Below are 24,768 nucleotides of genomic sequence, written 5' to 3' on the forward strand. Positions count from 1 at the left end.
AGGGTGCGGAAGTGACCGGTCGAGGGTGCGGAACTGACCGGTGGATGGTGCGAAAGTGACCGCTCGTCGGACCGGGGTCAGAGGTAGATCAGGGGCAGCAGGAAGAGCATCGACAGCGACCAGGTCAGGTGCGTCAGGATCGGGGCGAGGATGCCGCCGGAGGCGCGGCGCTGCAGCCCCACGACGACACCGAGCAGCACCGCCGCGAAGCTGAGCATCACGTTGCCGGTGGCCAGCGTCGCCACGGTGTAGGCCACCGTCGTGACGGTGACCGGGTGCCGGGTGACGGCGGCGAACGCCGCCCCCCGGAAGAACAGCTCCTCGGCGATGCCGTTGAGCGCGGTGACGAAGACCAGCAACGCGATCGGCGTCTGCTCGGTGTAGCGCAGCACCGACCGGATCTGGCGCACCAACGGGTCCGCCAGGGAGACCTCGCGGATCACCAGCGCGCCGACGGTGAACACCGCCACGAGCAGGACCCCCAGGAGGATCGGGGACAGCACGGGTCGGCGCAGCCCCTCGCCCCGCGAGATCCGGCCCAGGTGCAGCGGCCCCGAGGTGAAGGCACCGACGGCCCACACGGCCGCCAGGACCAGCGTGGCCAGGTAGAAGTCGCTGCTGCCGGGGTCGGTGCGCAGCGAGAAGCCGAGCACCACGGCTCCGACGAGGACGAACCCGATGGTCACGAGCTGACGTCGACGCAACGCTGTCGGGGTCTGCTGGTGGTCCCGAGGGACCACCTCCCACAGGCTGCGGCGTACGAACTCGCGCACCGGGCTCATCCTCTCGTCGTGTGGATCAGCGCATGCCCGCGCTGAACTTCGCCGCACCGTGCGAGCCGCCACCGGAGGCCGACTGGCCGGAGCCGGAGCGCGAGCGACCACCCTGGCCGCCCGAGCTCTTCTGCGGGCCCTGCTTGGCCTGGCCGCGACCGCCCTGGCCACCGCCCTGGCGGCTCTGCCCGCCGGAGGGGGCTGCGCCGGCACCGCTGCGGCGACGGTTGCGACCGCCCCCGCCGGCACGGGCGCCGCCGCCCGACCCGGAGGTCGAGCCGCTGGCGGGACGGGGAGCCTCGACGATGATGCCGCCGGGCACCAGCACGCGCTCGCCGGGGGCGAGCTCGGCGAGCACCGGGTGCGAGACCGTGTCGAGGCGGGTGATCGTGGGCTTGATGCCCGCGGCCTTGGTCAGGTCGCGCACGTCACGCTCCTGGTCGGGGGTCATCAGCGTGATGACCGTGCCCGAGGCGCCGGCGCGGGCGGTGCGGCCCGAGCGGTGCAGGTAGGCCTTGTGCTCGGCCGGCGGGTCGGCGTGCACGACCAGCGCCACGTCGTCGACGTGGATGCCGCGCGCAGCGATGTCGGTGGCGACCAGCGTGCTGGCCTTGCCGGAGTGGAAGGCGTCCATGTTGCGGGTACGCGCGTTCTGGCTCAGGTTGCCGTGCAGCTCCACCGAGGGCACGCCGCTCTTGTTCAGCTGACGCGCGAGCGCCTTGGCGCCGTGCTTGGTGCGGGTGAAGATGACCGTGCGGCCCGGAGCGCTGGTCAGGTCGACCAGCACCGGCACCCGGTGCTCGCGGGACAGGCGCAGCACGTGGTGGTCCATCTGGACGACCGGCGACTGCGCCGAGTCGGCCTGGTGGGTGACCGGCTTGGTCAGGTAGCGACGCACGAGGACGTCGATCGCGTTGTCCAGGGTGGCCGAGAAGAGCAGGCGCTGGCTGTCCTTGGGCGTGGCGTCGAGCAGGCGGCGCACGGCGGGCAGGAAGCCGAGGTCGGCCATGTGGTCGGCCTCGTCGAGGACGGTCACCTCGATGTCGTCGAGGCGGCAGTGGCCCTGCTTGATGAGGTCCTCGAGGCGGCCGGGGCAGGCCAGCACGACGTCGGCGCCGCGCTTGAGGCCCGCGACCTGCGGGCCCTGGCCGACGCCGCCGAAGACGGTCTGCATGGTGAAGCCGTGGACCTTGGCCAACGGGACGAGGGCCTCGTGCAGCTGGTTCACCAGCTCGCGGGTCGGGGCCAGCACCAGGGCGCGGGGCTTGCCGGCGCGCGGGGTGCGCCCGGAGGCAGCCAGGCGGGCCACCAGCGGCAGCAGGAAGGCGTAGGACTTGCCGGAGCCGGTGCGACCCCGGCCCAGGACGTCGCGTCCGGCCAGGGAGTCCGGCAGCGTCGCGGCCTGGATCGGGGTGGGGACGGTGATCCCGGCGGCATCGAGCACGCGGGTCAGGTCGGTGGGGACGCCGAGCTCGGCGAAGGAGGGTGAAGACACGGTAGGACTACTCACTGTTGGCGTGTCTCGCCAGAACGTGCTGCGCTCGGATGAGACGCACAGCAGCCTCTCGCAGGAGAGGGACGCGGCGCCGAAGCGCCAGCGGGGGGCCCGAGGCAAGACTGGACGGGCTGCTCCCCACCCTAGGGGGAGCAGCCCTGGACGACCTAGTCGCCGCACACGTGTTCCGCACCACGTCGTGGCGCGGGACCGGGCGGCTACTTGGTGAAGCCGTCCTTGATGTCCTTGCCGGCGTCCTTGATCTTCTCGCCGGCGCCCTTGACCGAGGCGGAGGCCTGGTCGCCCTTGCCCTCGCCCTCGAGCTCGTGGTCGTTGGTGGCCTTACCGGCGCCTTCCTTGCCCTTGCCCTTGAGGTCCTCGGCCTTGTTGGACGCCTTGTCAGCGAGTCCCATTGTGATACCTCCTGGTGTCGGGTGGATGTCGCCACCAATGAACCAGCACGACTGCCGGGGGACATCACCCCTGCGGGTCGGCGGCGGCTACGCGGTGAACAGCGGCCGCGCCCCAGGCGGCGGCGGTGTCGGGGCGTCCGGCTGCTCGTCCAGCGCGGCACCGGCCGCCCGCGCCTCCTCGCGCAACCGGGTGACGAACTCGTGCACGCCGGGGTTCACCAGGTCCTGACCCTCGGAGACCATGCGCAGGTAGAGCGGCCGTCCCTGGCGCGGAGCCACCCAGGGCCTGCCCATCGTGGAGAGGCCGACCTGGGCGATGTCGCGCAGCGGCAGCGCATGCCGGGTCACCCGGCCCTGCACCACCAGTCGCTCCCCCTCCACCCGGACGCAGCGCCACAGGTCGGCGAGCAGGAGGCCCCCGGCCAGCAGGAAGACCGCCCCCACCGGGTTGCTCCTCAGCAGCAGCCCCAGCCCGATGGCGAGGAGCACGGCCCCCACGCTGGCGCTGCGCAGGCGCGTCGTGCTGTGCGGACGACCCACGAGACCGTTTGACGACATCGACATGTGGGCAAGTGAAGCAAACGCCGCCGACGCCGCGTCCCGGCCGCACCGACGAGGAGTCTCATGGGCCAGTTCGACGTCCACCCCTCAGCCCTGAACACGTTCTCAGGCATCCTCTCCGGAGGCAGCGACAGCGTCGACCTGGATCGGGCGTTCTCGACGACGGCGGTCGGCTACGTCGACTCCTACTCCTCGGTGCCGCACGACGCGGGTGACCTCTTCGCCGAGATCTACCTGGCCAACCGCAACGTCGTGACGCACCTCGAGGGGATCTACCCGCAGGTCGCGACGATCCTGCGGAGATCGGCGGCGGCGCTCGACACCTCCGCCCAGGTCTACCGCGACACCGACACGCAGGTGAGCGCCAAGGCGGACGCACTGTGGCCCGGGGTGGCCCCGCACGCCCTGGACGAGGCACCGTCGTCGCGCGCCCGGGTCGTCGACCCGGCGTCCCTGCTGTCGGCCACGCCCTCGAAGGACGCACCGATCCCGGACATGGTGCACTGGGTGATCGACAAGGCGGGTTGGTTCTCCATCGCCGGCCTCGCCCTCAAGATCTGCTCGCTGTTCGGGCTGGACCCCGTGAAGGACCTCACCCAGGCGGTCGTCGGGGACTACGACGAGCTGGCCCAGGCCGGTCACGCGGCCGAGGCGCTCGCCGCCTTCGAGCGCCAGGCGGCCGAGACGATCGTCGTGGGGCTGCAGCAGATGACCAGCCAGTGGAGCGGCGTGGCCGCCGACGCCGCCACGGCCTACTTCCACGAGCTGGCCAACGCGCTGGGCACGCATGCCGCCGAGCTCGACACCCTGGGTGAGAAGTACGAGCTGCTGGTGCAGACCTGCGCGCAGATCGCCGAGCTCCTGAGCGGAGCCCTCGCGAACGCGATCGACCAGGTCCTCATCTGTGTCGCAGAGCTGGCAGCGGCGGGCTGCCTGGCCTCCGTGCCCGGCATCAACGTCATCATCAGCGTCATCGGCGCCTACCAGGTCTGGAAGACCCAGCAGGCCGTCGCCCTGTTCCTCAAGTACACGGGCAGCGTCACCACGGCGGTCGAGAGCTTCCTCGGGCTGACCACCTTCATCGCCTCCGCCTTCCGCGACGGTGACATCGACTCGACCTTCCCGACGGCTCCCTACGCGAACGGGGCCCAGTGATGGCCGACGTCGACGACTTCTCCGGGATCGACCAGCTCACCCGTGGCGACGTGGCGCAGGCGCGGCGCCTCCGGGCGACCCTGGCGGTGATCTCGCGCCGCACCGAGGATCCTGAGCTGCGTCAGCTCGTCAGGTCGGTGCTCGCCGGGCGTGAGAGCGTCCGCCGTGTCTTCGCGCACGCCTCGTTCTGGCAGATGGCCGAGACGAGCTTCGACAACCTCCAGCGGGGCCTCGACCAGCTCAGCCCCGAGGAGCGTGACCTCGTGGCCGAGGAGACGGGGAGCGCACAGACCGCGGACGCCGAGATCGACCAGCTCCGCGAACCCGCGGCCGACCCCGGTGAGGGGCCCGGCCGCGAGGACCGCGGCCCGCACCGCTGGGGGTGACCCGGGCACCGGGCGCGCTCAGCGGAAGGTCAGCACCCCGTCGTCGATGGGGTCGCGGCGGATCGTGCGCAGGTCGGTGAGGTAGTTCTGCTTCAGCATCCACGGCGCGCGGTCGCCCTGGCGCGGCAGCTCGTCGAGGGCGCGCACGACGTACCCGGACTGGAAGTCCATGAAGGGCCGCTCGGCGACCGTGGGGTCCTTCTCCGCCACGAAGGAGCGGTGGCCGTGCTCGCGCAGGTGCTCGAGCATCCGGACGGCGAAGTCGGCGACCAGGTCGGCCTTCAACGTCCACGAGGCGTTGGTGTAGCCGATCGTGTAGAGGAAGTTGGGGATGCCGGAGAGCATCAGCGACTTGTAGGCCATCGTCTCGTGCAGCTTCATCTCGGTGCCGTCGACGCTGAGGCGGATGCCGCCGAAGGCCTTGAGCTTCAGCCCGGTGGCGGTGATGACCACGTCGGCCTCGAGCTCGGCGCCCGAGGAGAGCCGGATCCCGGTCTCGGTGAACGTCTCGATGGTGTCGGTGACCACCGAGGCCTCGCCGCGGCGCAGCGCGCGGAACAGGTCGCCGTCCGGCACGAAGCACAGCCGCTGGTCCCACGGGTTGTACGCCGGGCGGAAGTGCGTGTCGACGTCGAAGCCGTCGGGCAGCTGCTTGACCGTCTGGTCGCGGATGAGCTTCTTGCCCCACTCTGGCTTGCGCTGGAAGAGCTGGTAGGAGATGACCGCCTCCATGATGTTCTTCCAGCGGGTGATCGGGTGCTTGATCCTGGCGGGCAGCCGCGAGAGCCTCGCGGCCACCGGGTCGGTACCCGGCCGCGTCAGCACGTACGACGGCGAGCGCTGCAGCATGGTGACGTGCCCGGCGGTCCCGGCCATCGCCGGCACCAGGGTGATCGCGGTGGCGCCGGAGCCGATGACGACGACCTTCTTGCCCGTGTAGTCGAGGTCCTCGGGCCAGAACTGCGGGTGCACCAGCCGGCCACGGAAGTCCTGGGCGCCGGGGAACTCGGGTGCGTGGCCCTCGTCGTAGTCGTAGTAGCCCGAGGCGGCCCACAGCAGGCCGCAGGTGGTCTGCTGCTCCCGGTCCTCGTGCTCGTAGGTGACCGTCCACCGGTGGGTGCTGCTGTCCCACGACGCGGCGCTGACCCGGTGGTCGTAGCGGATCCGCTGCTCCACGTCGTACTCCTCGGCGACCGTGCGCAGGTAGTCGAGGATCAGCGGACCGTCGGCGAGCGCGGTGTCGCTGGGCCAGGGGCGCCAGTGGTAGCCGAAGGTGAACATGTCGGAGTCCGAGCGGATGCCGGGGTAGCGGAACAGGTCCCAGGTGCCGCCGCTGACGCTGCGGCCCTCGAGGACCGCGACGCTGGTCCCAGGGACGCGGGACAGGACCTGGGCCGCGGCACCGATGCCGGAGAGGCCGGCGCCGACGACCAGCACGTCGACGTGCTCGGGTGCGGTCGCGTCAGGGGACTCGGGAGTGCTCATGGACGGGAACTGTAATCGAGATCCCGTGCTATTGACAGATGTTCAGCAACAGGACCTGGGCGGTGTCAGCGCGCGTAGAGCTCGACGAACCGGGCCAGCAGCCGCGGCGGCGCGGTGACGTCGGCGGCCCGGGCGCCGGCGAGGGCGTCCTCGAGGCCGCCGGGGGCGACGTACCCGTGGTCGCGGTAGATCGTGAGCCGCCGCACCAGCCCCTCGGCGTCGAGCTCGGGGTGGAACTGGGTGGCGTAGACGTGGCGGCCGAGCCGGAAGGCTTGCACCGGGCAGGTCGCGGAGCCGGCCAGCAGCACCGCGCCCTCCGGGAGGCGGGCCACCGCCTCCTTGTGGCCCACGAACGCGTCGAAGCGCGCAGGCAGCACCCCCAGCAGCGGGTCGTCGAGCCCGGCCCCGGTCAGCGCCACGTCGAGCGCGCCGACCGGCTCGCCGTAGGTGCGGTCGACCAGGCCGCCGCGCAGGGACCCGAGGGTGCCGATGCCGTAGCAGGCGCCGAGGAAGGGGGAGTCCGCCGCGACCACCCGCAGCGCCAGCGCCCGCAGCTCGGCCTCGACGCGGCGCTGCACGTCGCTCTTGGCCTCGGGCGGGTCGGAGAGGTTGAACGGACTGCCGCCGAGCACGACCCCGGACCAGTCGGCGAGGTCGACCTCACCGAGGGCGCCCCGCTCGAGCCGCACCCGTCGTACGTCGCGCTCGTCGAGGCCGGCGCAGCGCAGTACGGCGTGGTACTCGCCGTCCGCGGCCTCGTCCTCGGCGCGCGTGCCGAGGAACAGGAAGGGCAGCACCCGCGCAGGCTAGTCGCTCTCAGGCCTCGGCCTGGACCGCGGCCCCTCGCTCGATCAGCCCGTCGACGTCCGCGACCCCCCAGGCCGTCAGGGCCTCGCGGGTGTGGGCACCGGCGACCGGGGCCGGGGGCAGGTCGAGGGTGGCGGCGGTGCGCGAGAACCGCGGGGCCGGCTGCGGCTGCACGAGCCCGTCCTTGGTCACGAAGGTCTCGCGGGCCGCGAGGTGCGGGTGCTCGACGGCGCGGCTCAGGGGGAGGATGCCGGCCACGCAGGCGTCGGTGCCCTCGAAGAGCTCGACCCACTCAGCCTGGGTGCGCTGCGCGAAGGTCTCGGCGAACAGGGCCCGCATCTCGTCGTACTGCTCGAGCTCGAACTGGCCCGGGCAGCGGTCCTCCACCCCCAGCAGCCGCACGAAGGTGGCGAAGAACTGGGGCTCCAGGGCGCCGACACTCATGTGCTGGCCGTCGGAGGTCTCGTAGATGTCGTAGAACGGGGCGCCGCCGTCGAGCAGGTTCGAGACCCGGTCCTCGGTGAAGACGCCGGAGGCCAGGAACGAGGCGCCCATCGCGTTGAGGTGCGCGGTGCCGTCGACGATCGCCGCGTCCACGACCTGGCCCTGCCCGCTGACCTTGGCCTCGAGCAGCGCGGCCAGGATCCCGATGACCAGGTACGTCGACCCGCCGCCGAAGTCGCCGACGAGGTTGCCCGGGAAGTGCGGGCGGCTCCTGTCCTGGCCCAGCCCGTGCAGCGCGCCGGTGATCGCGATGTAGTTCATGTCGTGCCCGGCCGCGGTGCTCAGCGGACCGCTCTGGCCCCAGCCGGTCATCCGGCCGTAGACGAGCGCGGGGTTGCGCCCGTGGCACTCCTCGGGGCCCAGCCCGAGCCGCTCCAGGACGCCGGGGCGCATCCCCTCGACGAGCACGTCGGCGCTCGCGACCAGGTCGAGCACGGTGGCCACGGCCTCGGGGTCCTTGAGGTTCAGGGCGACGCTGGGCCGGCCCCGGTTGAGCAGGTCGTGGCTGCCGCCGCTCAGCATCTGCCCGCCCGGCCGCTCGACCCGGATCACGTCGGCGCCGAGGTCGGCCAGGATCATGCAGGCGTGCGGTCCGGGACCGATCCCGGCGATCTCGACGACGCGGACGCCCTTCAGCGGACCGGTCTTGGTGCCCAGCTCGATGCTCATGGCACGCATCCTGACAGCACCGCTGTCACGGTGCCAGCGGGAGGTTCGTCCGGCGAGACGCTCAGCGCCCCTGGCCCTGCTTCCGGCTCCAGGTCCGGTAGCCGGGGACGTCGTCGGTCATCACGCCGTCGACGCCGTAGCGGCGCAGTCGCGCCCAGTCCCGGCGGGCCTGGGTGTTGCGGCCCAGCACCAGCAGGCCGGCGGCCTGCAGGCGGCGCACCCGCTTGCGCGTGAGCTGACGCACCCAGACGTTCACCCCGTCGACCCAGGTGGTGGGGTCGCGGCGCGCCCGGTGCACCTGCTGCTTCCACGAGGTGACGATCCACTGCGTCTCGAGGTCGGGCACCGTCTGCTCGGCCAGCGCCAAGGTCGGTGCGTGGAAGCACAGCAGCAGCGTGCGGTCCCGCATCCCGGCCTTCTCGACCGCGGCCCGGAGCCGGGTCAGGGCCGCGGCGTCCCACTCGGCCCCGGGGTGCCGCTTGATCTCCAGCAGCAGGTCGACGTCCGTGCCGCGCAGGTAGGCCAGCGCAGCGTCGAGCGAGGGCACCGGCTCGCGCCCGCGGACGCCGCGGCAGTGGCTGCGGATCCAGCGCAGCGAGCGGCGTACGGCGGGTCCGCGGCAGGTGGTCGTGCGGTCCAGGGTGGCGTCGTGCAGCAGGACGAACCCGCCGTCCGCGGTCAGCGAGACGTCGAGCTCGACCGCGCTCGCCCCGGTGCCCACCGCCCGCTCCAGCGCCGGCAGGGTGTTCTCGGTGACGTGGCGGGCCGGCGCCCCGCGGTGCGCCACGACACGGTAGTCACCGACGTGGGTGCTCGCCGCCGCGTCCTCCTCGGCCTGCGCGGCCGGGCCGCCGGACGCCAGCGCGAGCGTCAGGGCCGCCGTGGTCACGGCGCGGGTCATCCTGGTCGGGCTGTGCCGCGCCATGTCCTCGTACGTCCTCTCGACCGCGCCGCAGTCGACGCCAGCGGAGATCACACCAGGGCGCGGCCCGTGCCGTCAGGCGTTCGGCGCACGTGTGGTGTTCGTCCCACCGTCGAGCACCCGCCGGAGGAAGGCGCGGGTGCGCTCCTCGCGAGGGTTCGTGAAGATCTGCGACGGCGGGCCCTGCTCGAGGATCCGCCCGTCGTCGAGGAAGGCGACCTTGGTGGCCACGTCGCGGGCGAAGGCCATCTCGTGGGTGGCCAGCACCATCGTGGTGCCGCCGGCGGCGAGCTCTCGCACGATGTCGAGGACCTCCCCGACCAGCTCGGGGTCGAGCGCGGCGGTGATCTCGTCGAGCAGCAGCAGCGTCGGCTGCGTGCACAGGGCACGGACGACGGCCGCGCGCTGCTGCTGACCGCCGGAGAGCCGGTCGGGGTGCTTGTCGACGTGCTCGGCCAACCCGAAGCGCTCCAGCAGCTCCAGCGCCCGCGTGCGGGCGGCCCTGCGGCGCAGGCCGTGGGCGTGCCGCGGGGCCAGCGTGCAGTTCTCCAGGACCGTGAGGTGCGGGAAGAGGTTGTAGGCCTGGAAGACCATCCCGATCCGGCGGCGCACCTCCCGGGGGTCGGTGCGGGGGTCGGAGATCTCCCGACCCTCGAAGGTGATGACCCCGTCGTCGATGTCCTCGAGCAGGTTGAGGCACCGCAGCAGGGTCGACTTGCCCGAGCCCGACGAGCCGATCAGGCACACGACGTCGCCGGGCTCGATGCTCAGCGAGACGTCGTCGAGCACCACCCGGTCGCCGTAGCTCTTGCGCAGCCCGGTCACCTGCACGAGCGCGCTCACAGCGACCCCGCCCGCTCGCGCTCCATGACCCGGCGCTGCAGCCAGTCGGTGAACCGGGCCAACGGGACGGTGAGCACGATGAAGAAGAGCGCGACCACGACCAGCGAGGTGTAGTTGAAGTTGTACGACGCGTAGTCGCGCGCGGCGAAGACGCCGTCGTAGACGCCGACGAGCGAGACCAGGGCGGTGTCCTTCTGCAGCGAGATGAAGTCGTTGAGCAGCGGCGGCACCACCCGGCGCACCGCCTGCGGCACCACGACGTGGCGCAGGGTGCGCACCGGCCCGAGTCCGAGCGCCCGGGCGCTGGCGATCTGGGAGGGGTGGATGGACTCGATCCCGGCCCGGAAGACCTCGGCGACGTAGGCGGAGTAGGACAGGATCAGCGCGACCGTGGCCCAGACCAGACGGTCGGTGGTCAGGCCCTGGAGCTGCAGCGCCGGCACGCCGAAGCCGAGCAGCACCACCAGCAGCAGCGTGGGGATGCCGCGCATGATGTCGGTGAAGGCCACCGCCACGATGCGCACCGGGGCCAGCCAGGCCGAGCGGGTGCCGCGCATGACTGCGACCAGCAGCGCCAGCACCAGGATGGCCGGCTCGGCGACCAGGAAGATCCGGACGTTGAGCCAGAACGCGTCGAGCATCAGCGGGAAGGAGTCCTGCGCCGCCGACCAGGAGAAGAACGTCTCGCGCACCTTCTCCCAGCCGGGCGAGAGCACCAGGCCGACGCCCAGCAGGACGAAGAACGCAGAGGTCGACGCGCCGGCGACGAGCAGGGAGCGTCGGCGCAGGCGGCGGCGTACGTCCTGCCGCTCGAGCTCCCGGTCGCTGGGCGCCCAGGCCGGCCCCGGGGCCGGGATCGTCACTGGAGGGTGGGCACGTCGACCACGTCGGAGAGCCACTCCCGCTCGAGGTCCTCGAGCTCGCCGTCCTCCTGCATCGCGGCGAGCGCCGCGTCGACGCAGGAGGTGAGCGCACTGTCCTTCTCGAGGAGGATCCCGAACTCCTCCTGCTCACCGGTGTCGGGCTGGAACTGCCCGACGATGGTGCTGCCCTCGATCTCGACCGCGGAGATGTAGAAGGCGGTGGGCAGGTCGGCGAGCACCGCGTCGATCTGGTCGTTGGCCAGCGCCTGCTTGGCGGCGTTGGTGTCCTCGAAGACGGCCGGGTCGGTCTCGGGCTGGACGATGTCGCGGATCGCGGTGAGCGAGGTGGTGCCGGTCTGGGCACCCAGACGCAGGCCCTGCAGGTCAGCCAGGCTCGTGGCCTCGGCGCCGGCGGTGCCCTCGAGCGCGATCACAGCCTGCGCGGCCTGGTAGTAGCCGGTCGAGAAGTCGACGACCTCGGCGCGCTTGGGGGTGATCGAGATCTGGTTGATGTCGAAGTCGAAGTCCTTGGCGCCGGGGGCGTAGGAGGTGTTGAACGGGACCCGCGCCCAGCTCACCTCGTCCGCGCCGAAGCCGAGGCGCTCGGCCACCGCGTAGGCGACCGCGGACTCGAAGCCCTCGCCGTTGGTCGGGTCGTTGTCGGTGAACCACGGCTCGTACGCCGGGGTGTCGGTGCCCACGGTCAGGGTGCCGGCCTCGAGGAGCATGTCGTCGGTGACGCAGGTGGCCGGGTCGACGTCGGCGTCGACCGAGGCCGAGGCGCCCGGGTCGGACGCGGTCGGCTCCTCGTCGGCGGGCGCGCAGGCGACCGCTCCGAGGAGCAGGGGCAGGGAGGCGAGGGCGGGGACGACCGCAGACCGGCGCAGCATGGGTGCATCGTAGGACGACGCGGGGCTTGCAACTCGTTGCATAGGTCGTTCATGATGTCCGCATGGCCCTCGAGCACGCCCTGCTGGTCGCCCTGCGCGAACAGCCGGCCTCCGGACTCGAGCTCAGCCGACGCTTCAGCCGCTCGATCGGCTACTTCTGGAGCGCCACCCACCAGCAGATCTACCGGGTCCTGGGGCGGATGGAGTCCGACGGCTGGGTCGGGGCGACCACGGTCGAGCAGGCCGGCCGACCGGCCAAGAAGGTCTACGAGGTCACCCCCGTCGGGGCCGAGGTGCTCGCCTCCTGGCTGGCCGAGCCCACCGGCGCCGAGCCGCTGCGCTCGGAGCTGGCCGTGAAGATGCGCGGCGCCTCCTTCGGGGAGCGCGCCGCGGTGCTCGACGTGGTCCGCGCCGAGCTCGTCGAGCACGTGGCCCGCCTGGCCCGCTACGAGCAGCTGACGGCCCGCGACTACCCCGACCCCACCACCCTGACCGGCCTGGCGCTGGACCAGTACCTCGTCCTGCGCGGCGGGGTGCTGACCGAGCAGACCTGGGTCACCTGGCTCACCGAGTACCTGGAGGCACACGCATGACCAGTCCCTACCCGCACCTGCTCAGCCCGATCACGCTCGGCTCCGGCCCCGCGGCGCTGACCCTGCGCAACCGGGTCGTGATGGGCTCCATGCACACCGGGCTCGAGGACGCGCCCTGGCACGTCGCCAAGCTGGCGGCGTACGCCGCGGAGCGCGCACGCGGCGGGGTCGGGCTGATCATCACCGGGGGCTACGCCCCCACGAAGCGTGGCTGGCTCAAGCCGTTCGCCTCCGAGATGACCACCCGGATGCAGGCCATGCGGCACCGCCAGGTCACCGACGCGGTCCACGAGGAAGGTGGCGCGATCGCGCTGCAGGTGCTGCACGCGGGCCGCTACGGCTACCACCCGCTCATCCACTCGGCCTCGGCCCGCAAGAGCCCGATCACGCCGTTCAAGCCGTCCGCGATGTCGGCGGCGCAGGTCGACCGGACCGCGACGGCCTTCGCGAGGAGCGTGGCGCTCGCGGTCAAGGGCGGCTACGACGCGGTCGAGGTCATGGGCTCCGAGGGCTACCTGATCAACCAGTTCCTCGCCGAGCGGACCAACGACCGCAGCGACGCGTGGGGCGGCAGCGCCGAGAAGCGGATGCGCTTCCCCGTCGAGGTGGTGCGCCGCACCCGCGACCTCGTCGGCGACGACCTGCCGATCGTCTACCGGATCTCGCTGCTCGACCTCGTCGAGGGCGGCCAGAGCTGGGACGAGGTGCTGACCCTGGCGCAGCTGCTCACCGAAGCGGGCGTGAGCGTCCTCAACACCGGCATCGGCTGGCACGAGGCGCGGATCCCCACGATCATCACCCAGGTGCCGCGGGCCGCGTGGCGCTCGGTGACCGCACGGCTCAAGGCCGAGGTCTCGGTGCCGGTCTGCGCGTCGAACCGGATCAACAGCCCCGAGCTCGCCGAGTCGATCCTCGCCGACGGCGACGCCGACCTGGTCTCGATGGCGCGCCCGCTCCTGGCCGACCCCGAGTTCGTGGTGAAGGCCGCCGCCGGCCGGGCCGACGAGATCAACACCTGCATCGCCTGCAACCAGGCCTGCCTCGACCACACCTTCGCCAACAGGACGGCCTCCTGCCTGGTCAACCCGCGCGCCTGCCGCGAGACCACGCTGGTCCTCGCCCCCACGCGCGTACGCCGCTCGGTCGCCGTCGTCGGCGCCGGCCCGGCGGGCCTGGCGACCGCGGTCTCCGCGGCCGAGCGGGGGCTGGCCGTCACCCTCTTCGAGGCCTCCCCCGCCCTGGGCGGGCAGTTCCGCCTGGCGATGGCGGTGCCCGGCAAGGAGGACTTCGCCGAGACGCTGCGCTACTACACCCGGCGCCTCGAGGTCCTGGACGTCGACGTGCGGCTCTCCTCGCGGGCGACGCCCGACGACCTCGCCGGCTTCGACGAGGTCGTGGTGGCCACCGGCGTCGAGCCGCGGCTGCCCGCCCTGCCCGGCGCCGACGACCCGCGGGTGGTCTCCTACGCCGACGTCCTCTCGGGCCGGGTCGTGCCCGGTCGCCGGGTCGCGGTCATCGGTGCCGGCGGCATCGGCGTCGACGTCAGCCACTGGCTGGTCCACGACCCGGCCGCGCCCGGCCCCGACGAGCAGGCGGGCGTCGACGAGTGGATGGCGCACTGGGGCGTCGGCGACCCGAGCCTGCACCCCGGCGGGCTGACCGAGCGCAAGCCGCGCGAGCCGTTCCGGGAGGTCACGCTGCTGCAGCGCAAGACCTCGGTCATCGGCAAGGACCTGGGCAAGACCTCAGGGTGGGCGCACCGCGCCGTGCTCAAGCAGTCGGGCGTCACCCAGGTCGCGGGTGCGACGTACGAGCGCATCGAGGCGCGCGCCGACGCCGTCGTCCTGCACGTCACCGTCGACGGCGAGCCGCGCGGGCTGGTCGTCGACCACGTGGTGCTGTGCGCCGGCCAGGAGTCGGTGCGCTCGCTCTTCGACGACCTCCGCCACGCCGAGGCGCACCCCGGCCTGCACCTCGTGGGTGGTGCCGACGTGGCCGCCGAGCTCGACGCCAAGCGCGCCATCGAGCAGGGCACCCGGGTGGCGGCCGCCCTGTGAGGACCTGGGGCACCGCTGACTAGGGTCGGGGCATGCCGGGCGAGATCCACCGAGACGACAGCTGCCTGTTCTGCGCGATCGTGGCAGGCACCATCCCCTCCACCAGGGTCGACGAGGACGAGCGGACGGTGTCCTTCATGGACATCAACCCCGCCTCCGACGGCCACCTGCTCGTGGTGCCGCGGGCGCACGCGGTCGACCTGACCGACATCACGCCGGAGGACCTGGGCGCCTGCGCACTGACCGCGCAGCGGCTGGCGAAGCGGCAGCTCGAGGTGCTCGGCGCCGACGGGGTGAACCTGCTCAACTGCACCGGCGAGGCGGCCTGGCAGAGCGTCTTCCACTTCCACCTCCACGTCGTGCCCCGCTACGTCGACGACCCGGAGCGCGACCGTCTCACGCTCCCCTGGACCCCGACCGCCGGCGACCCCGACCGGATCGGCGCCGCGGGGCGCCGGCTGCAGGACGGGGCCGGCAGATGATCCGCGACCTCACCGACTCCGAGGCCCGGGCCGCCCTGCCGCTGAAGTGGGGTGCGGTGCCGCAGGGCACCGTCCCGGCCTGGGTGGCGGAGATGGACTTCGCCCCGCCGCCCGCGGTGACGGCCGCCCTGACGGCGGCGGTCGGCCGCGGCATGCTCGGCTACTCCTGCCACCCCGGCACCGCCCAGGCCGCTGACCTCAACGCCGCCTTCCGCGGGTTCGCGGAGCGGCACTGGGGCTGGGACGTCCCCGCGGACTCCTCCACCCCCGTCGGCGACGTGGTGACCGGGCTCCGCCTCGCCCTCGACGAGCTGTGCCCGCCGGGACCGGTGGTCGTGCCGCTGCCGTGCTACCCGCCCTTCCGCGACGTGGTCGCGCTGGCCGGGCGCGAGGCGGCGTACGTCGGGCTCGACCCCGACCACGACCACGACGACCGCGCCGCCGCCGCACTGGACCTGGCGGCCGTCGAGCAGCACCTCGAGGCCGGGGCCCGCACCGTGCTGCTCTGCCACCCGCACAACCCGCTCGGTCGGGTCGCGCACCGCGCCGAGCTCGAGGCGCTGCGCGACCTGGTGCACGCGCACGGCGCCCGGGTGCTGGTCGACGAGGTCCACGCGCCGCTGGTGCTGCCCGGCCAGGAGCGCTTCGTCCCGTACCTGAGCGTCGACCCCGAGGCGGTGCTGGTCACCAGCCACTCCAAGACGTTCGGCACCCCCGGCCTCAAGACCGCCCAGATCGTGCTGACGGACCCCGAGGAGACCCAGCGGCTGCGCGCGCTGCCGATCGCGGCCAACCACGGCCACTCCGGCCTCGGGATGGTCGCCGGCGCGGCCGCGTGGCGCGACAGCGACCTGTGGCTGCACGCCCTGCGCTCCCGGCTGCGGGTGCAGGCCGAGGACCTGCGCGACCTGCTCGCCGAGCACCTGCCCCAGGCACGCGTGCGCCCGCTCGAGGCGACGTACCTGGCCTGGCTCGACCTGCGCGCCTACGGCGTCGCCGACCCCGCCGCCGTCGCGCTCGAGCACGGCGTGCGCCTGGCGCCCGGCCACGACTACCAGCCCGGCCTCGAGGGCCACGTCCGGCTCAACCTCGCCACCTCCGAGCAGCGGCTGGTCCAGATCGTCACCCGGCTCGCCGCCGCCCTGACCTGACGGCCGAGCGGTCACTTTCGCACCGTCGAGCGGTCACTTTCGCACCGCTGACCGACGGTGGGTCAGACCTCGAGGCGGCCCTTGCGGCGCACGAGCGGGCGCTCGGCCCGGGGCAGCCAGGTCCGGGTGACGTGGTCGACGACGTGCACGCCCTCGGGCGACTCGATGCGGTGCAGGCCGGGGACCTCGTGACCGCGGCCCTCCTTGAGGGCGGAGTAGACCTGCCACTCGCGGCGCTTGCGCGGGGCGCGGGAGCTGTCGAAGTCCATGGCGCTCCAGTGCGCGAACTCGTCGCGGTCCAGCCACTTCAGCTCCACGCACAGTCCCTCCGGCGCGACCAGGCGGGTGGCGGACTCGGGGAACTCGCGCACCTCCCACTCGAAGGCTTTCACGAAGGTGAACTCGGGGCCCATCGGGTAGATCCACGGCTCCAGGAACCGGAAGCCCAGGTCGAGCCAGGCCACCCGGTCGCTCTCGACCGACAGCGGGTGGCGCGGGACGGCCACGACCGCGTCGGAGTCCTCGAGCTGCCAGGCCAGGTCGCGCAGGATGCTCACGCCCTCGCGGGTCAGCACCATGTCGCCGTCCCACTTCATCGAGTAGGCGGTGCGGACCTGGGAGAACGACCAGTTGTAGAAGTGCGTGAGCGAGTGCACCGAGTCGGGTCGCGTGGCCAGGTGCTCGGTGCCGGCGCGCGCCACCTGGAAGGGGTACGACGTCACGGTGACCCGGTCGGCGGCGCCGCACTCCTCGGCGACGCGTCGGGCCACCTCGGGGGTGCCGTCGTCGGAGAGGTTGTCGACCACGACGACGTGCTGGACGGCCTCGAGCATCGGTGGCAGCACCCAGGGCAGGTTGTGCGCCTCGTTCTTGAGCCGGAAGACGCAGGTCAGGCCGGGGGCCAGCGGCCCGTCCTGCCAGGGCCAGCGCACGTCGTAGTCGTGCTCGCCCTCGAGGCTGGGGATGTCCGCGCCCCGCACCGGGCTCATCCGCGCTCCCGCCCGGCGACCTTGCGCAGGCCGCGGCGCACCGACGGCGGGACCATCGCGCGCACCGAGTGCGGCACTCGCTCGACCGCGCTCGGCGCAGCGGCGGCGGCCCGGGCGCCCTCGCGGCGCGCCGCGTCGGTGGTGGAGCCGGTCAGCGCCTGCGCCTCGTCGTACATGTCGGCGTACGCCGCGCGCAGCCCGTCGAGCGTCGCGTGCACCTCGGGGGTGTCCCCGCCGTCCTCGGGCAGCCGGTCCAGCGCCTCCCAGGTGGCCTGGGCCAGGTCGCGCAGCCGGGTCGGCACGTCGACGTCGGCCCAGGTCAGCGCGGCGCGACGCAGCGAGGGGTCGATGAACTGGTGCACCCGACGGATGTCGTTGGCCGAGGCGGCCTTGACCGCGTCGAGGTCGAAGCGCTGACCCAGGCCGAAGACCGGGACCGTCCAGTCGTCCAGCAAGTCGTGGTAGCGGACGAAGGCACGCGCCTGGCCGCGGGTGCTGCGCTCGAGGTGCAGCATCAGGTTCACCCAGGCGGCGGTGCGGTGCACCTCGCTGGTGCGGGCGTCGTGGGCGCGCTGCCGGGAGCCGACGACCTCGGTGACCGGGCGCAGCAGGACGGCGTGGCCCACCTCGGCCTGGCAGCGCATGGCCGCCGAGCGCCACTGCCCCAGGAACCACGCCAGCCGCGGGTCCTTGAGGACCAGCTCGGGCCCACCGGCGACGAGCTGCTCCTCGAGCCAGTCGTGCACCCGGGTGCGCAGCGGCTCGAAGTTGTTCAGCCGCCCGGTGTCGAACCACGCCGAGGGTCGGGCGTCGTCCATCGCCACGTTGGTGCGCTCGAGCAGCTCGTCGTGCAGGTCGAGCACCCACTGCGACTGCGCGAGCCTTTTGGGCCTGGTCTCGTCGGCCGCCACCTCGGGAGCCGGCACGCCCATGCCGAGCGCCTGCAGCGCCCCGGCCATGGCGCTGGTGCCGCTGCGCTCCGGACCCGCCACGAGCACGACGCGGCGCGGCGCCGCCGCGGGGACAGACGGCTGGGCGGGGGGCTCCGAGATGTGGGGGGCGTCGACCATGGAGGTCACCCTACGAGGTGCGGACGGGTCAGCCGACCGAGCGGCTCTGGGCGGCGATCAGCGCGGCGTACCACTCGAAGGAACGCTTGGGGGTGCGCACCTGGGTGGCGTGGTCGACGTGGACCAGCCCGTAGCGCTGGCTGTAGCCGTGCACCCACTCGAAGCTGTCGAGCAGCGACCACACGTAGTAGCCGCGCACGTCCACACCGCGCTGGCACGCCGCGGCGACCGCGCGCAGGTGGGCGTCGAGGTAGGCGATGCGCTCCTGGTCGTCGACGACGCCGTGCTCGTCGGGGCCGGTGCCGTACGCCGCTCCCGACTCGGTGATCATCAGCGGCGGCAGGGCCGCGCGGTAGCGGGCCCGCAGGGTGATCAGCCACTCGCGCAGCGCGGCGGGCACGATCGGCCAGCCGATGTCGGTCTCCGGGTAGCCGACCAGCGGGTAGAGCGCGAACGGGATGGGCGACTCCTCGGGCGCGGCGCCGACCCGGATGGGGCTGTAGTAGTTGATGCCGTAGAAGTCGAGCGGCTGGCGGATGGTGGCCAGGTCACCGGGGCGCACCGCCTCCTCCACCAGCGGCTCGAGGTCGACCGGGTAGCGACCCAGGAGCATCGGCTCGAGGAACATCCCGTTCCACAGGGCGTCGAACAGCTTGGTGGCGCCGACGTCGGCGGGGTCCTCGCTGCGCGGCCACATCGGGGCATGGTTGTTGGCGCAGCCGACCGAGGACGCGCCGGCCGCGCGCAGCTCGATCACCGCCCGACCGTGGGCGAGGAGCAGGTGGTGGGCGACCGGCAGGCTGTCGAAGCCCATCTCGCGCCCCGGGGCGTGCATGCCGCTGGCGTGACCCATGATGGTGGCCGTGCTCGGCTCCACGACCGGGATCCAGTGCTCGACCCGGTCGGCGAGCCGCTCCCCCACCACGGCGGCGTACTCGGCGAAGCGCTCCACGGTGTCGCGGTTCAGCCAGCCGCCGTCGTCCTCAAGGGCCTGGGGCAGGTCCCAGTGGTAGAGCGCGGCCATCGGGGCGATCCCGTGGTGCAGCAGCTCATCGACGAGGCGGTCGTAGAAGTCGAGGCCGGCGGCGTTGACCGGGCCGCGACCGGTCGGCTGGACCCGCGACCAGGAGACCGAGAACCGGTGGCCCCCGACGCCGAGGCGCTCCAGGAGCGCGACGTCGTCGCGGTAGCGGTGGTAGTGGTCGCAGGCCGGGTCGCCCGTGGAGCCGTCGAGGACGGTGCCGGGCAGGTTCGAGAAGGTGTCCCAGATCGAGGGCCCGCGCCCGTCGACGTCCGTGGCGCCCTCCGCCTGGTAGGCCGAGCTCGCCGTGCCGAGCCGGAAACCCGGAGGCAGCGCGGGCGGCCCGGGCGGCACGGTGGCCCGCTCGCCGGACGGGGCGCCGGGCGGGCTGTCGGGCGTTGGCTGCTGCACCGGCACAATGATGCCTGTGACCGTCGAGATCCGCCGAGGAACCTCCCGCTTCTCGACCCGGGTGCCGGGTCGGCTGACCCGGCACGCCTTCTCGTTCGGCGAGCACTACGACCCCGAGCGGCTCTCCTTCGGCCCGATCGTGTGCCACGACGACCACCTCGTCGCCGGCGGGCAGGGCTTCGACGAGCACGCCCACAGCGACCTCGAGATCGTCACCTGGGTCGTCTCCGGCGCGGTGCGCCACGTCGACTCCTCCGGCCGCGAGGAGGTGGTGCCCGCCGGTTCGCTCGCCGTGCTCTCCGCCGGCAGCGGCGTCCGGCACGCCGAGACCGCCGTCCTCGGCGCCGGCCCGACCCGCTTCGTGCAGACCTGGCTGCGCCCCGACGAGACCGGCACGACGCCGTCGTACGCCGTCGCGGCCGTGGACCCCGCAGCGACCGGGCTCGTGCCCGCGCCGCTGCCGGTCGGTGTGGCCGGGGCCCGGCTGTCGGTGGCGCGGCTGCGCGCGGGCGAGCGGCTCGAGCTGCCGGCCGCGCCACGGCTGCACGCCTTCCTGACCCGCGGCGCGCTGCTGCGGTTCTCGCTGGCCGAGCCGCTGGCCGCCGGGGACGCGTGCTGCTTCGTCGACGAGCCGGCCCACCCGGTGGTCGCGGCCGTCGACACCGAGCTCCTGGTGTGGACCTTCGCGTCCTGAGCTCGCCCTGAGCCCCGTCCGCGCCCGGACGCACCACGACCCCGTCGGTCCTCGGTCGACGGGGTCGTGGTGTGGTTGTGAGCTCCGGTTGGTCAGCGGCTACCCCCCGGGGTACGCCTGCCTAACGACCCGGTGCACGGACGGTCACTGGGCCCCACGCGGTGGTCTGGACCAGGGCCTCCCGGACCGGCGCCTCAGCGCTTCTTGGGCTTGCCGATCTTGATGACGAACCTGGTCCTCACGGTCTCGATGCCGTCGCTCACCAGGAGGACCACGCGGTACTGACCGCGGAAGTCGTAGTGGTTGATGGCCCTCTTGTCGCGGGACTTGTTGCCGTCACCGAAGTCCCAGCGGTAGCTGAGCCTGTCACCGTCCGCGTCGGTGGCCTTGACCCGGAAGCGGATCGGCGACTTGGCGCGGGCCTTGCCCTGCCCCTCGAGGGGCTTCGCCGCGATCTTCTTGATCTCCGGCGCCCGGTTGCCCGGAGGTGCGGTCACGGTCTGGGTCGCGGTGGCGGTCGCCGTGGCCGTGGGCTGGCTCGTGACGGTGGTGGTCGCGGTGGCCGTGGGCTGGCTCGTCACCGTGGTGGTCGCGGTGGCCGTCGGGTCGCTCGTCACGGTGGCCGTGGCCGTGGCTGTGGCCGTGGCCGTCACCGTGGTCGTCGGGTCGGGACCGGGGGTCTTGTCGCCGATCCGGTACGAGCAGGTGCCGACGGCGTGGTCGGCCTCGGCGTCGATCACGACCAGGGACCGCGAGGACACGATCGTGAAGTCGCTGACGACGTCGCCGACCTTGAAGGCGGTCTGGGCCGGTGAGGAGCCGGTCAGGTCTGCCTGCGCGAGGGTCACCGTGACGACGTCGAGCGCCGGGTCGAAGCTGCCGGCGAGGCCGCTCTTGAGCGTCGCCCCGGCGGCGTCGAGGAGGCTGTAGTCGCCGGGCGCCTCGATCGGCAGCGTGGGCTGCAGGAGTGGCCGCTCGGCCCGGACCGTGTACGACGCCCCGTTCAAGGTGAAGCTCCACGTGAAGAGCTCGCTCGCCCCCCGCAGTCCACCGCTGAGCACGGACAGGTCGCTGACCTTGATGTGGAAGGTGATGGCGTCGTCGGTGTCGTTGGTGCTGAGCCAGGCCTCGCGCAGGTCGAGGCCGTCGGGGTCGAGGGCGGGGTCGACGGGCACGATCAGGAGGTCGTTGACGTCGCCCGCGGGGTCGAAGAGGCGCGCGTCGTAGGCGCAGCTGCTGGGGGCCGTGGCCGGCGCCGCGGGCGCGCTCACGGCTGCGAACACCGCGAGGACCGGCAGCCCCACGAGGGCCGTGCAGGCCGCCGTGGCCGTCGCCGCGGTCCGTCTCCAGGAACGGTCGGTGGGGAGAAGCCTCATGATGGGGGTCGCTTCCGGTGGAGGATGGCGCTCGGTGGATACCTAGGTTCAACGCGGCTTCACCTCAGGGGTGACCCCCCACGACCGAGTGGTCTAGTCGGGCCGGCCCCCGGGCGACCCTCCTGGCGCAGGTCCTCCTCGCCGAGCCCGCCGAGATGGGTCGCCAGCGCTACCAGCAGCAGGAAGCCGCCCCAGATCAGACCACCGACCAGGACCATGCCCGGCGCCTGCAGGTCGCCCGTGACGCGCACCAGCAGCAGGGCCAGCGCGGTGGCGATCGCGATGGTCCAGCCACCGCGGCGCGCGAGCCGGGCGGGACGGGTGGTCGAGGGCCCGGGGGGCGGCACGGGCTCGGTCACACCCGTCACTGTAGGGCGCCCCGGTCTGGCCCCGGCCGGCCCCGGTCGGGCCGCCGCCGGCGATGCGGCAGGCTGGTCGCATGGAACCCGACAGCACCCGCGAGCGGCTGGCGACCTGGCTCGAGGAGCTCGGCCTGGTCGACCACCTGGCCGAGGCCGGGCTGCCGAGCCTGGCCCGGGCCGACGACGGCCGTGCGGTGTGGACCGATCCGCGCACCGGCGGCGAGCTCGACGACGCCCAGGTCGCCGACCTCGACGCGGTGCTGCACCAGGAGGGCAGCGACCCGGCGCACGCCGTCCCGGTGCCGCTGCTGCAGATCGCCCGGCAGGCGCGGGTGCACGACGAGCTGCTCGCCAGCGCGTGGCACACCTACGAGAGCCTGGCCCGGCTGCGTGGCGCCACGCTCGAGCGGACCCGGTTCGCGGTCCACAAGGCGGCCGGCCAGCACCGGCTGCTGGTGGTGACCGGGCCCTCCGGTGCCATGGTGCCGGCCTTCCAGCTCGACGCCGACGGAAGCGTGCGCCCCGAGGTGGTGGAGCTCCTCGAGCCGTTGCTCGCCGCCGGCATGGACGTCTGGAGGACCTGGGCCTGGCTGACCCGGCCCGCCGCCCTCGCCGCCGGGCTGGTGCCGGCCGAGGCGGTCGTCGGTGAGGACCCCGCCGACGCCGACGTCGTACGCCGCGCCGCGCAGCGGCTGGCCCGCACCGTGGCCGGGAACGGCTGACGCGGACGGGACGGCCCCGAAGCGCCCAGGTGCGGTCGAAGCGACGCGCCGCGAGGTCGCTGCACCGGATCGATCCAGGTGCGTCAGCTCGTCCACAGCCATTCTCAGGCCCTGGACAGGGGTCCGCGAGCCACCTAGAATCGAACACATGTTCGAGACGGATGTCGACCCGCTCCCCGGTACGCCGGGCGAGTGCGTCGCTGCGCTCGAGGAGCTGGAGGCGCTCAAGGCCCACCTCGCCGCCCGCCAGGTGCGGATCACCGCCCACCTCGACGACCTCCAGGCCGACGCCTCCGACCGCTCCGTCGGCGCCCAGGTCGCCCTCGCCCGCCACGAGTCACCCCACCGCGGCACCCGGCTGCGCGCGATGGCCTGCACCGCCGAGGCCGAGCACCTGCCCATGAACACCCGCAGCGCCTACGACACCCAGCTCGGTGACCTGCTCAGCGCCCGCACCACCCTCGGCGACCGGGCGCTGCGCCTGGCCGCACAACGCATCGCGATGCACCTCGACGAGCAGTCGGTCCTCAAGCGCCGCGAGCGCGCCCACCGCAACCGCCACGTCACCTGCCAACGACGCGAGGACGGCACCGCCCAGATCACCGCCACCGTCTCCGACGTCCACGCCGCCGCGATCATGCAGTCCCTGCACGCCCGCGCCGCTCAGGAGAAGGCCGCCCAGGACACGTGCGACGAGGGCGAGGAACGCTCCTTCGGCCAGGTCGTCGCCGACCTGTTCGTCGCCCGCCTCACCGGCCAGGTCACCGCCGTCGCCACCCCCATCGCGCTCAACCTCGTCGTCTCCGCCGAGACCCTCCTCGGCGACAGCGACGAACCCGCCGAGCTGGTCCCCATGACAGGCGGCGCCGGCGGCCCCATCCCCGCCTCCGTGGCCCGCAAGCTCATCACCTGCGCCCCCGAACAAGGCACCCGCGTACGGCGGCTCTTCGCCGACACCGAGCACCTCGTCGCCATGGAGTCCACCTCCCGCACCTTCGACGGACTGCTGCGCCAGTTCGTCACCCTGCGTGACCGGACCTGCCGCACCCCCTGGTGCAACGCCGCGATCCGACAGCACGACCACATCACCCCCGACCACGCCGGCGGCCCCACCAGCGCCACCAACGGCCAAGGGCTCTGCACCGCCTGCAACCAGCTCAAGGAAGAACCCGACTGGACCCACACCGCCCTCCACCGAGATGACCTCGACCCCCACGAAGTACAGATCACCTCACCCGCCGGCCAGACCACCCATACCCGTGCACCCGACCCACCCGGCCTCGCCCCACCCGCACCCACCTGGATCGAGGAATGGCCCGGACACTGGGTCCTCACCGCCTGACACAGGCCTCGCTCGGTCCCTCCTGCTCACTCCTCTACTCTCGGCCCGTGCTCCACGGAACCGGTGACAGCGATCGCGGCATCGAACCGCTGCGTCGACCGGACGGTGCGTCGCTGCGGGCCTGGCGCGCCGATCCGGTGCTCTCGGCCCTGCCGGACCAGTTCGCTCTCTCGCGTGCGCCGGGGCGACCGCTCATCCTGGCCGCGGCGGCGGCGTCCGCCGCTCTGACAGCGATCGTCGCGCTGAGGTTCCACGCGCTGGTCGAGTGGCTCCACGACGGTCGAGGTGGCGTCATACAGAAGCCAGGCGAGCTTCCGATCGTGGTCGACGCCGAGACGGGTCCCAGAGTCGTCGTGGGGGCAGCCCTGATGATCTTGATCTGCTTCTCGGTCGCACTGGTCTATCACTGGCAGAGCAGCGCAGCGCGCTGGAAGGACCTCGAGACCGGGCGGCGGCTGCACACCCGACGTCGTTTCGTCACCGGCGGGGTCGAGGACGCCGCCGCGTTGCTCGCGTTGTTCCGCGCCGGCGACCTCTCCTCGCTGCCCTCCTTCACTGGCTCCCGACACGGGGCGATCCGAGTGACGACGCACACCGATTCCAGCGACAAGCGGGTCTTCCTCACCATCACGCTGGCCAGGGACGATGACCTGGTCGCAGCGCCCCTCATCACTCTCGGAGGGCCGGAAGCGACCCGATTCGGTCTGCCGGACGCCCCGCGGTGACGGTGGC

At 73.0% G+C, this 24,768-nt stretch carries 26 protein-coding genes; 10 read left to right on the forward strand and 16 right to left on the reverse strand.

The genetic code is table 11. From position 1 onward, the window contains the following. Positions 1-77 precede the first annotated feature (77 nt). From I601_RS05555 to I601_RS05570, 4 genes are all read right to left on the reverse strand, one after another. Complete coding sequence (locus I601_RS05555) at positions 78-782, reverse strand: CPBP family intramembrane glutamic endopeptidase (RefSeq protein ID WP_068107242.1); 705 nt, start codon at positions 780-782, stop codon at positions 78-80. A 16-nt stretch (positions 783-798) separates the two neighbouring features. Next, complete coding sequence (locus tag I601_RS05560; protein ID WP_068107244.1) at positions 799-2,268, reverse strand: DEAD/DEAH box helicase; 1,470 nt, start codon at positions 2,266-2,268, stop codon at positions 799-801. Positions 2,269-2,486: 218 nt separating this feature from the next. After that, positions 2,487-2,681: a CsbD family protein gene (locus tag I601_RS05565; RefSeq protein WP_068107247.1), complete on the reverse strand. Its 195-nt coding sequence runs from the start codon at positions 2,679-2,681 to the stop codon at positions 2,487-2,489. Positions 2,682-2,768: 87 nt separating this feature from the next. Then, the gene (locus I601_RS05570) at positions 2,769-3,245 is read right to left on the reverse strand and encodes a hypothetical protein (protein ID WP_157519907.1); all 477 of its coding nucleotides are present in this window, start codon (positions 3,243-3,245) and stop codon (positions 2,769-2,771) included. A gap of 60 nt (positions 3,246-3,305) precedes the next feature. Between I601_RS05570 and I601_RS05575 the strand changes: the two genes are divergently transcribed. Next, positions 3,306-4,397 (forward strand): hypothetical protein, encoded by a 1,092-nt coding sequence (locus I601_RS05575; protein WP_068107251.1) that lies wholly within the window; start codon positions 3,306-3,308, stop codon positions 4,395-4,397. Continuing rightward, on the forward strand, positions 4,397-4,783 hold the full coding sequence (locus I601_RS05580; RefSeq protein WP_157519909.1) for a hypothetical protein: 387 nt from the start codon (positions 4,397-4,399) through the stop codon (positions 4,781-4,783). The genes I601_RS05575 and I601_RS05580 overlap by 1 nt, the downstream gene beginning before the upstream one ends. Positions 4,784-4,801: 18 nt before the next feature. On the opposite strand, the gene I601_RS05585 is transcribed toward I601_RS05580, so the two are convergent. The 7 genes from I601_RS05585 to I601_RS05615 form a co-directional block, all read right to left on the reverse strand. Beyond that, positions 4,802-6,268: a flavin-containing monooxygenase gene (locus tag I601_RS05585; RefSeq protein WP_068107255.1), complete on the reverse strand. Its 1,467-nt coding sequence runs from the start codon at positions 6,266-6,268 to the stop codon at positions 4,802-4,804. Between the two features lie 65 nt (positions 6,269-6,333). Beyond that, positions 6,334-7,065, reverse strand: coding sequence for a glutamine amidotransferase (locus I601_RS05590; protein ID WP_068107256.1), 732 nt, complete (start codon positions 7,063-7,065; stop codon positions 6,334-6,336). Between the two features lie 19 nt (positions 7,066-7,084). Then, positions 7,085-8,248, reverse strand: coding sequence for a CaiB/BaiF CoA transferase family protein (locus tag I601_RS05595; protein WP_068107257.1), 1,164 nt, complete (start codon positions 8,246-8,248; stop codon positions 7,085-7,087). 61 nt (positions 8,249-8,309) lie between these two features. Beyond that, positions 8,310-9,224 (reverse strand): glycerophosphodiester phosphodiesterase, encoded by a 915-nt coding sequence (locus tag I601_RS05600; protein WP_157519911.1) that lies wholly within the window; start codon positions 9,222-9,224, stop codon positions 8,310-8,312. Positions 9,225-9,245: 21 nt separating this feature from the next. Further along, the gene (locus I601_RS05605) at positions 9,246-10,013 is read right to left on the reverse strand and encodes an amino acid ABC transporter ATP-binding protein (RefSeq protein WP_157519913.1); all 768 of its coding nucleotides are present in this window, start codon (positions 10,011-10,013) and stop codon (positions 9,246-9,248) included. Beyond that, the gene (locus I601_RS05610) at positions 10,010-10,876 is read right to left on the reverse strand and encodes an amino acid ABC transporter permease (protein WP_068107261.1); all 867 of its coding nucleotides are present in this window, start codon (positions 10,874-10,876) and stop codon (positions 10,010-10,012) included. Before I601_RS05610 ends, I601_RS05605 begins: the two co-directional genes overlap by 4 nt. Beyond that, positions 10,873-11,766 carry an ABC transporter substrate-binding protein gene (locus I601_RS05615; RefSeq protein WP_084527193.1) on the reverse strand — a complete coding sequence of 298 codons (894 nt, stop codon included), beginning with the start codon at positions 11,764-11,766 and terminating at the stop codon, positions 10,873-10,875. Before I601_RS05615 ends, I601_RS05610 begins: the two co-directional genes overlap by 4 nt. Before the next feature lie 62 nt (positions 11,767-11,828). Between I601_RS05615 and I601_RS05620 the strand changes: the two genes are divergently transcribed. Genes I601_RS05620 through I601_RS05635 form a run of 4 tightly spaced genes read left to right on the forward strand, consistent with a single transcriptional unit; the run spans position 11,829 to position 16,049 of the window. Continuing rightward, positions 11,829-12,359, forward strand: coding sequence for a PadR family transcriptional regulator (locus I601_RS05620; RefSeq protein ID WP_068107265.1), 531 nt, complete (start codon positions 11,829-11,831; stop codon positions 12,357-12,359). Continuing rightward, a complete protein-coding gene (locus I601_RS05625; protein ID WP_068107266.1) occupies positions 12,356-14,416 on the forward strand; it encodes an NADPH-dependent 2,4-dienoyl-CoA reductase in 2,061 nt (686 codons plus the stop codon). The genes I601_RS05620 and I601_RS05625 overlap by 4 nt, the downstream gene beginning before the upstream one ends. Positions 14,417-14,448: 32 nt before the next feature. Further along, positions 14,449-14,898, forward strand: a complete 450-nt coding sequence (locus I601_RS05630) for an HIT family protein (RefSeq protein WP_068107268.1) — start codon at positions 14,449-14,451, stop codon at positions 14,896-14,898. After that, positions 14,895-16,049, forward strand: a complete 1,155-nt coding sequence (locus tag I601_RS05635; RefSeq protein ID WP_068107271.1) for an aminotransferase class I/II-fold pyridoxal phosphate-dependent enzyme — start codon at positions 14,895-14,897, stop codon at positions 16,047-16,049. The genes I601_RS05630 and I601_RS05635 overlap by 4 nt, the downstream gene beginning before the upstream one ends. A gap of 62 nt (positions 16,050-16,111) precedes the next feature. Here I601_RS05635 and I601_RS05640 read toward each other — a convergent pair whose 3' ends face one another. The 3 genes from I601_RS05640 to I601_RS05650 are packed head-to-tail and all read right to left on the reverse strand — an operon-like array spanning position 16,112 to position 19,540. Beyond that, positions 16,112-17,038, reverse strand: coding sequence for a hypothetical protein (locus I601_RS05640; protein WP_068107273.1), 927 nt, complete (start codon positions 17,036-17,038; stop codon positions 16,112-16,114). Continuing rightward, entirely contained in the window at positions 17,035-18,108 is a 1,074-nt protein-coding gene (locus tag I601_RS05645) for a sulfotransferase family protein (RefSeq protein ID WP_068107275.1), read from the reverse strand. The genes I601_RS05640 and I601_RS05645 overlap by 4 nt, the downstream gene beginning before the upstream one ends. A gap of 28 nt (positions 18,109-18,136) precedes the next feature. Then, positions 18,137-19,540, reverse strand: a complete 1,404-nt coding sequence (locus tag I601_RS05650; protein WP_157519915.1) for a GH1 family beta-glucosidase — start codon at positions 19,538-19,540, stop codon at positions 18,137-18,139. A gap of 16 nt (positions 19,541-19,556) precedes the next feature. Between I601_RS05650 and I601_RS05655 the strand changes: the two genes are divergently transcribed. Then, the gene (locus tag I601_RS05655; RefSeq protein WP_169834666.1) at positions 19,557-20,234 is read left to right on the forward strand and encodes a pirin family protein; all 678 of its coding nucleotides are present in this window, start codon (positions 19,557-19,559) and stop codon (positions 20,232-20,234) included. Positions 20,235-20,428: 194 nt separating this feature from the next. Here the strand turns inward: I601_RS05655 and I601_RS21885 are convergent, their stop codons facing one another. Both I601_RS21885 and I601_RS05665 read right to left on the reverse strand, forming a co-directional pair. Beyond that, positions 20,429-21,610 (reverse strand): PKD domain-containing protein, encoded by a 1,182-nt coding sequence (locus tag I601_RS21885; RefSeq protein WP_157519917.1) that lies wholly within the window; start codon positions 21,608-21,610, stop codon positions 20,429-20,431. A 59-nt stretch (positions 21,611-21,669) separates the two neighbouring features. Further along, positions 21,670-21,969, reverse strand: a complete 300-nt coding sequence (locus I601_RS05665; RefSeq protein WP_068107280.1) for a hypothetical protein — start codon at positions 21,967-21,969, stop codon at positions 21,670-21,672. Between the two features lie 80 nt (positions 21,970-22,049). Between I601_RS05665 and I601_RS05670 the strand changes: the two genes are divergently transcribed. From I601_RS05670 to I601_RS05680, 3 genes are all read left to right on the forward strand, one after another. Further along, on the forward strand, positions 22,050-22,694 hold the full coding sequence (locus tag I601_RS05670) for a hypothetical protein (RefSeq protein ID WP_068107282.1): 645 nt from the start codon (positions 22,050-22,052) through the stop codon (positions 22,692-22,694). A 148-nt stretch (positions 22,695-22,842) separates the two neighbouring features. Beyond that, positions 22,843-24,036: an HNH endonuclease gene (locus I601_RS05675; protein ID WP_068107284.1), complete on the forward strand. Its 1,194-nt coding sequence runs from the start codon at positions 22,843-22,845 to the stop codon at positions 24,034-24,036. Positions 24,037-24,083: 47 nt separating this feature from the next. Beyond that, positions 24,084-24,761 carry a hypothetical protein gene (locus I601_RS05680; protein ID WP_157519919.1) on the forward strand — a complete coding sequence of 226 codons (678 nt, stop codon included), beginning with the start codon at positions 24,084-24,086 and terminating at the stop codon, positions 24,759-24,761. Positions 24,762-24,768 lie beyond the last annotated feature (7 nt).

The sequence above is a fragment of the Nocardioides dokdonensis FR1436 genome (assembly GCF_001653335.1).
Lineage (GTDB): Bacteria > Actinomycetota > Actinomycetes > Propionibacteriales > Nocardioidaceae > Nocardioides > Nocardioides dokdonensis.

Excerpts from the sequence above, each read along its gene's own strand:
- I601_RS05670 (WP_068107282.1), top strand. The coding sequence starts at position 22,050 with ATGGAACCCGACAGCACCCGCGAGCGGCTGGCGACCTGGCTCGAGGAG.
- I601_RS05570 (WP_157519907.1), bottom strand. The coding sequence starts at position 3,245 with ATGTCGATGTCGTCAAACGGTCTCGTGGGTCGTCCGCACAGCACGACG.
- I601_RS05625 (WP_068107266.1), top strand. The coding sequence starts at position 12,356 with ATGACCAGTCCCTACCCGCACCTGCTCAGCCCGATCACGCTCGGCTCC.
- I601_RS05565 (WP_068107247.1), bottom strand. The coding sequence starts at position 2,681 with ATGGGACTCGCTGACAAGGCGTCCAACAAGGCCGAGGACCTCAAGGGC.
- I601_RS05595 (WP_068107257.1), bottom strand. The coding sequence starts at position 8,248 with ATGAGCATCGAGCTGGGCACCAAGACCGGTCCGCTGAAGGGCGTCCGC.
- I601_RS05615 (WP_084527193.1), bottom strand. The coding sequence starts at position 11,766 with ATGCTGCGCCGGTCTGCGGTCGTCCCCGCCCTCGCCTCCCTGCCCCTG.
- I601_RS21885 (WP_157519917.1), bottom strand. The coding sequence starts at position 21,610 with ATGAGGCTTCTCCCCACCGACCGTTCCTGGAGACGGACCGCGGCGACG.
- I601_RS05640 (WP_068107273.1), bottom strand. The coding sequence starts at position 17,038 with ATGAGCCCGGTGCGGGGCGCGGACATCCCCAGCCTCGAGGGCGAGCAC.
- I601_RS05675 (WP_068107284.1), top strand. The coding sequence starts at position 22,843 with ATGTTCGAGACGGATGTCGACCCGCTCCCCGGTACGCCGGGCGAGTGC.
- I601_RS05585 (WP_068107255.1), bottom strand. The coding sequence starts at position 6,268 with ATGAGCACTCCCGAGTCCCCTGACGCGACCGCACCCGAGCACGTCGAC.
- I601_RS05575 (WP_068107251.1), top strand. The coding sequence starts at position 3,306 with ATGGGCCAGTTCGACGTCCACCCCTCAGCCCTGAACACGTTCTCAGGC.
- I601_RS05620 (WP_068107265.1), top strand. The coding sequence starts at position 11,829 with ATGGCCCTCGAGCACGCCCTGCTGGTCGCCCTGCGCGAACAGCCGGCC.
- I601_RS05630 (WP_068107268.1), top strand. The coding sequence starts at position 14,449 with ATGCCGGGCGAGATCCACCGAGACGACAGCTGCCTGTTCTGCGCGATC.
- I601_RS05580 (WP_157519909.1), top strand. The coding sequence starts at position 4,397 with ATGGCCGACGTCGACGACTTCTCCGGGATCGACCAGCTCACCCGTGGC.
- I601_RS05555 (WP_068107242.1), bottom strand. The coding sequence starts at position 782 with ATGAGCCCGGTGCGCGAGTTCGTACGCCGCAGCCTGTGGGAGGTGGTC.
- I601_RS05635 (WP_068107271.1), top strand. The coding sequence starts at position 14,895 with ATGATCCGCGACCTCACCGACTCCGAGGCCCGGGCCGCCCTGCCGCTG.
- I601_RS05645 (WP_068107275.1), bottom strand. The coding sequence starts at position 18,108 with ATGGTCGACGCCCCCCACATCTCGGAGCCCCCCGCCCAGCCGTCTGTC.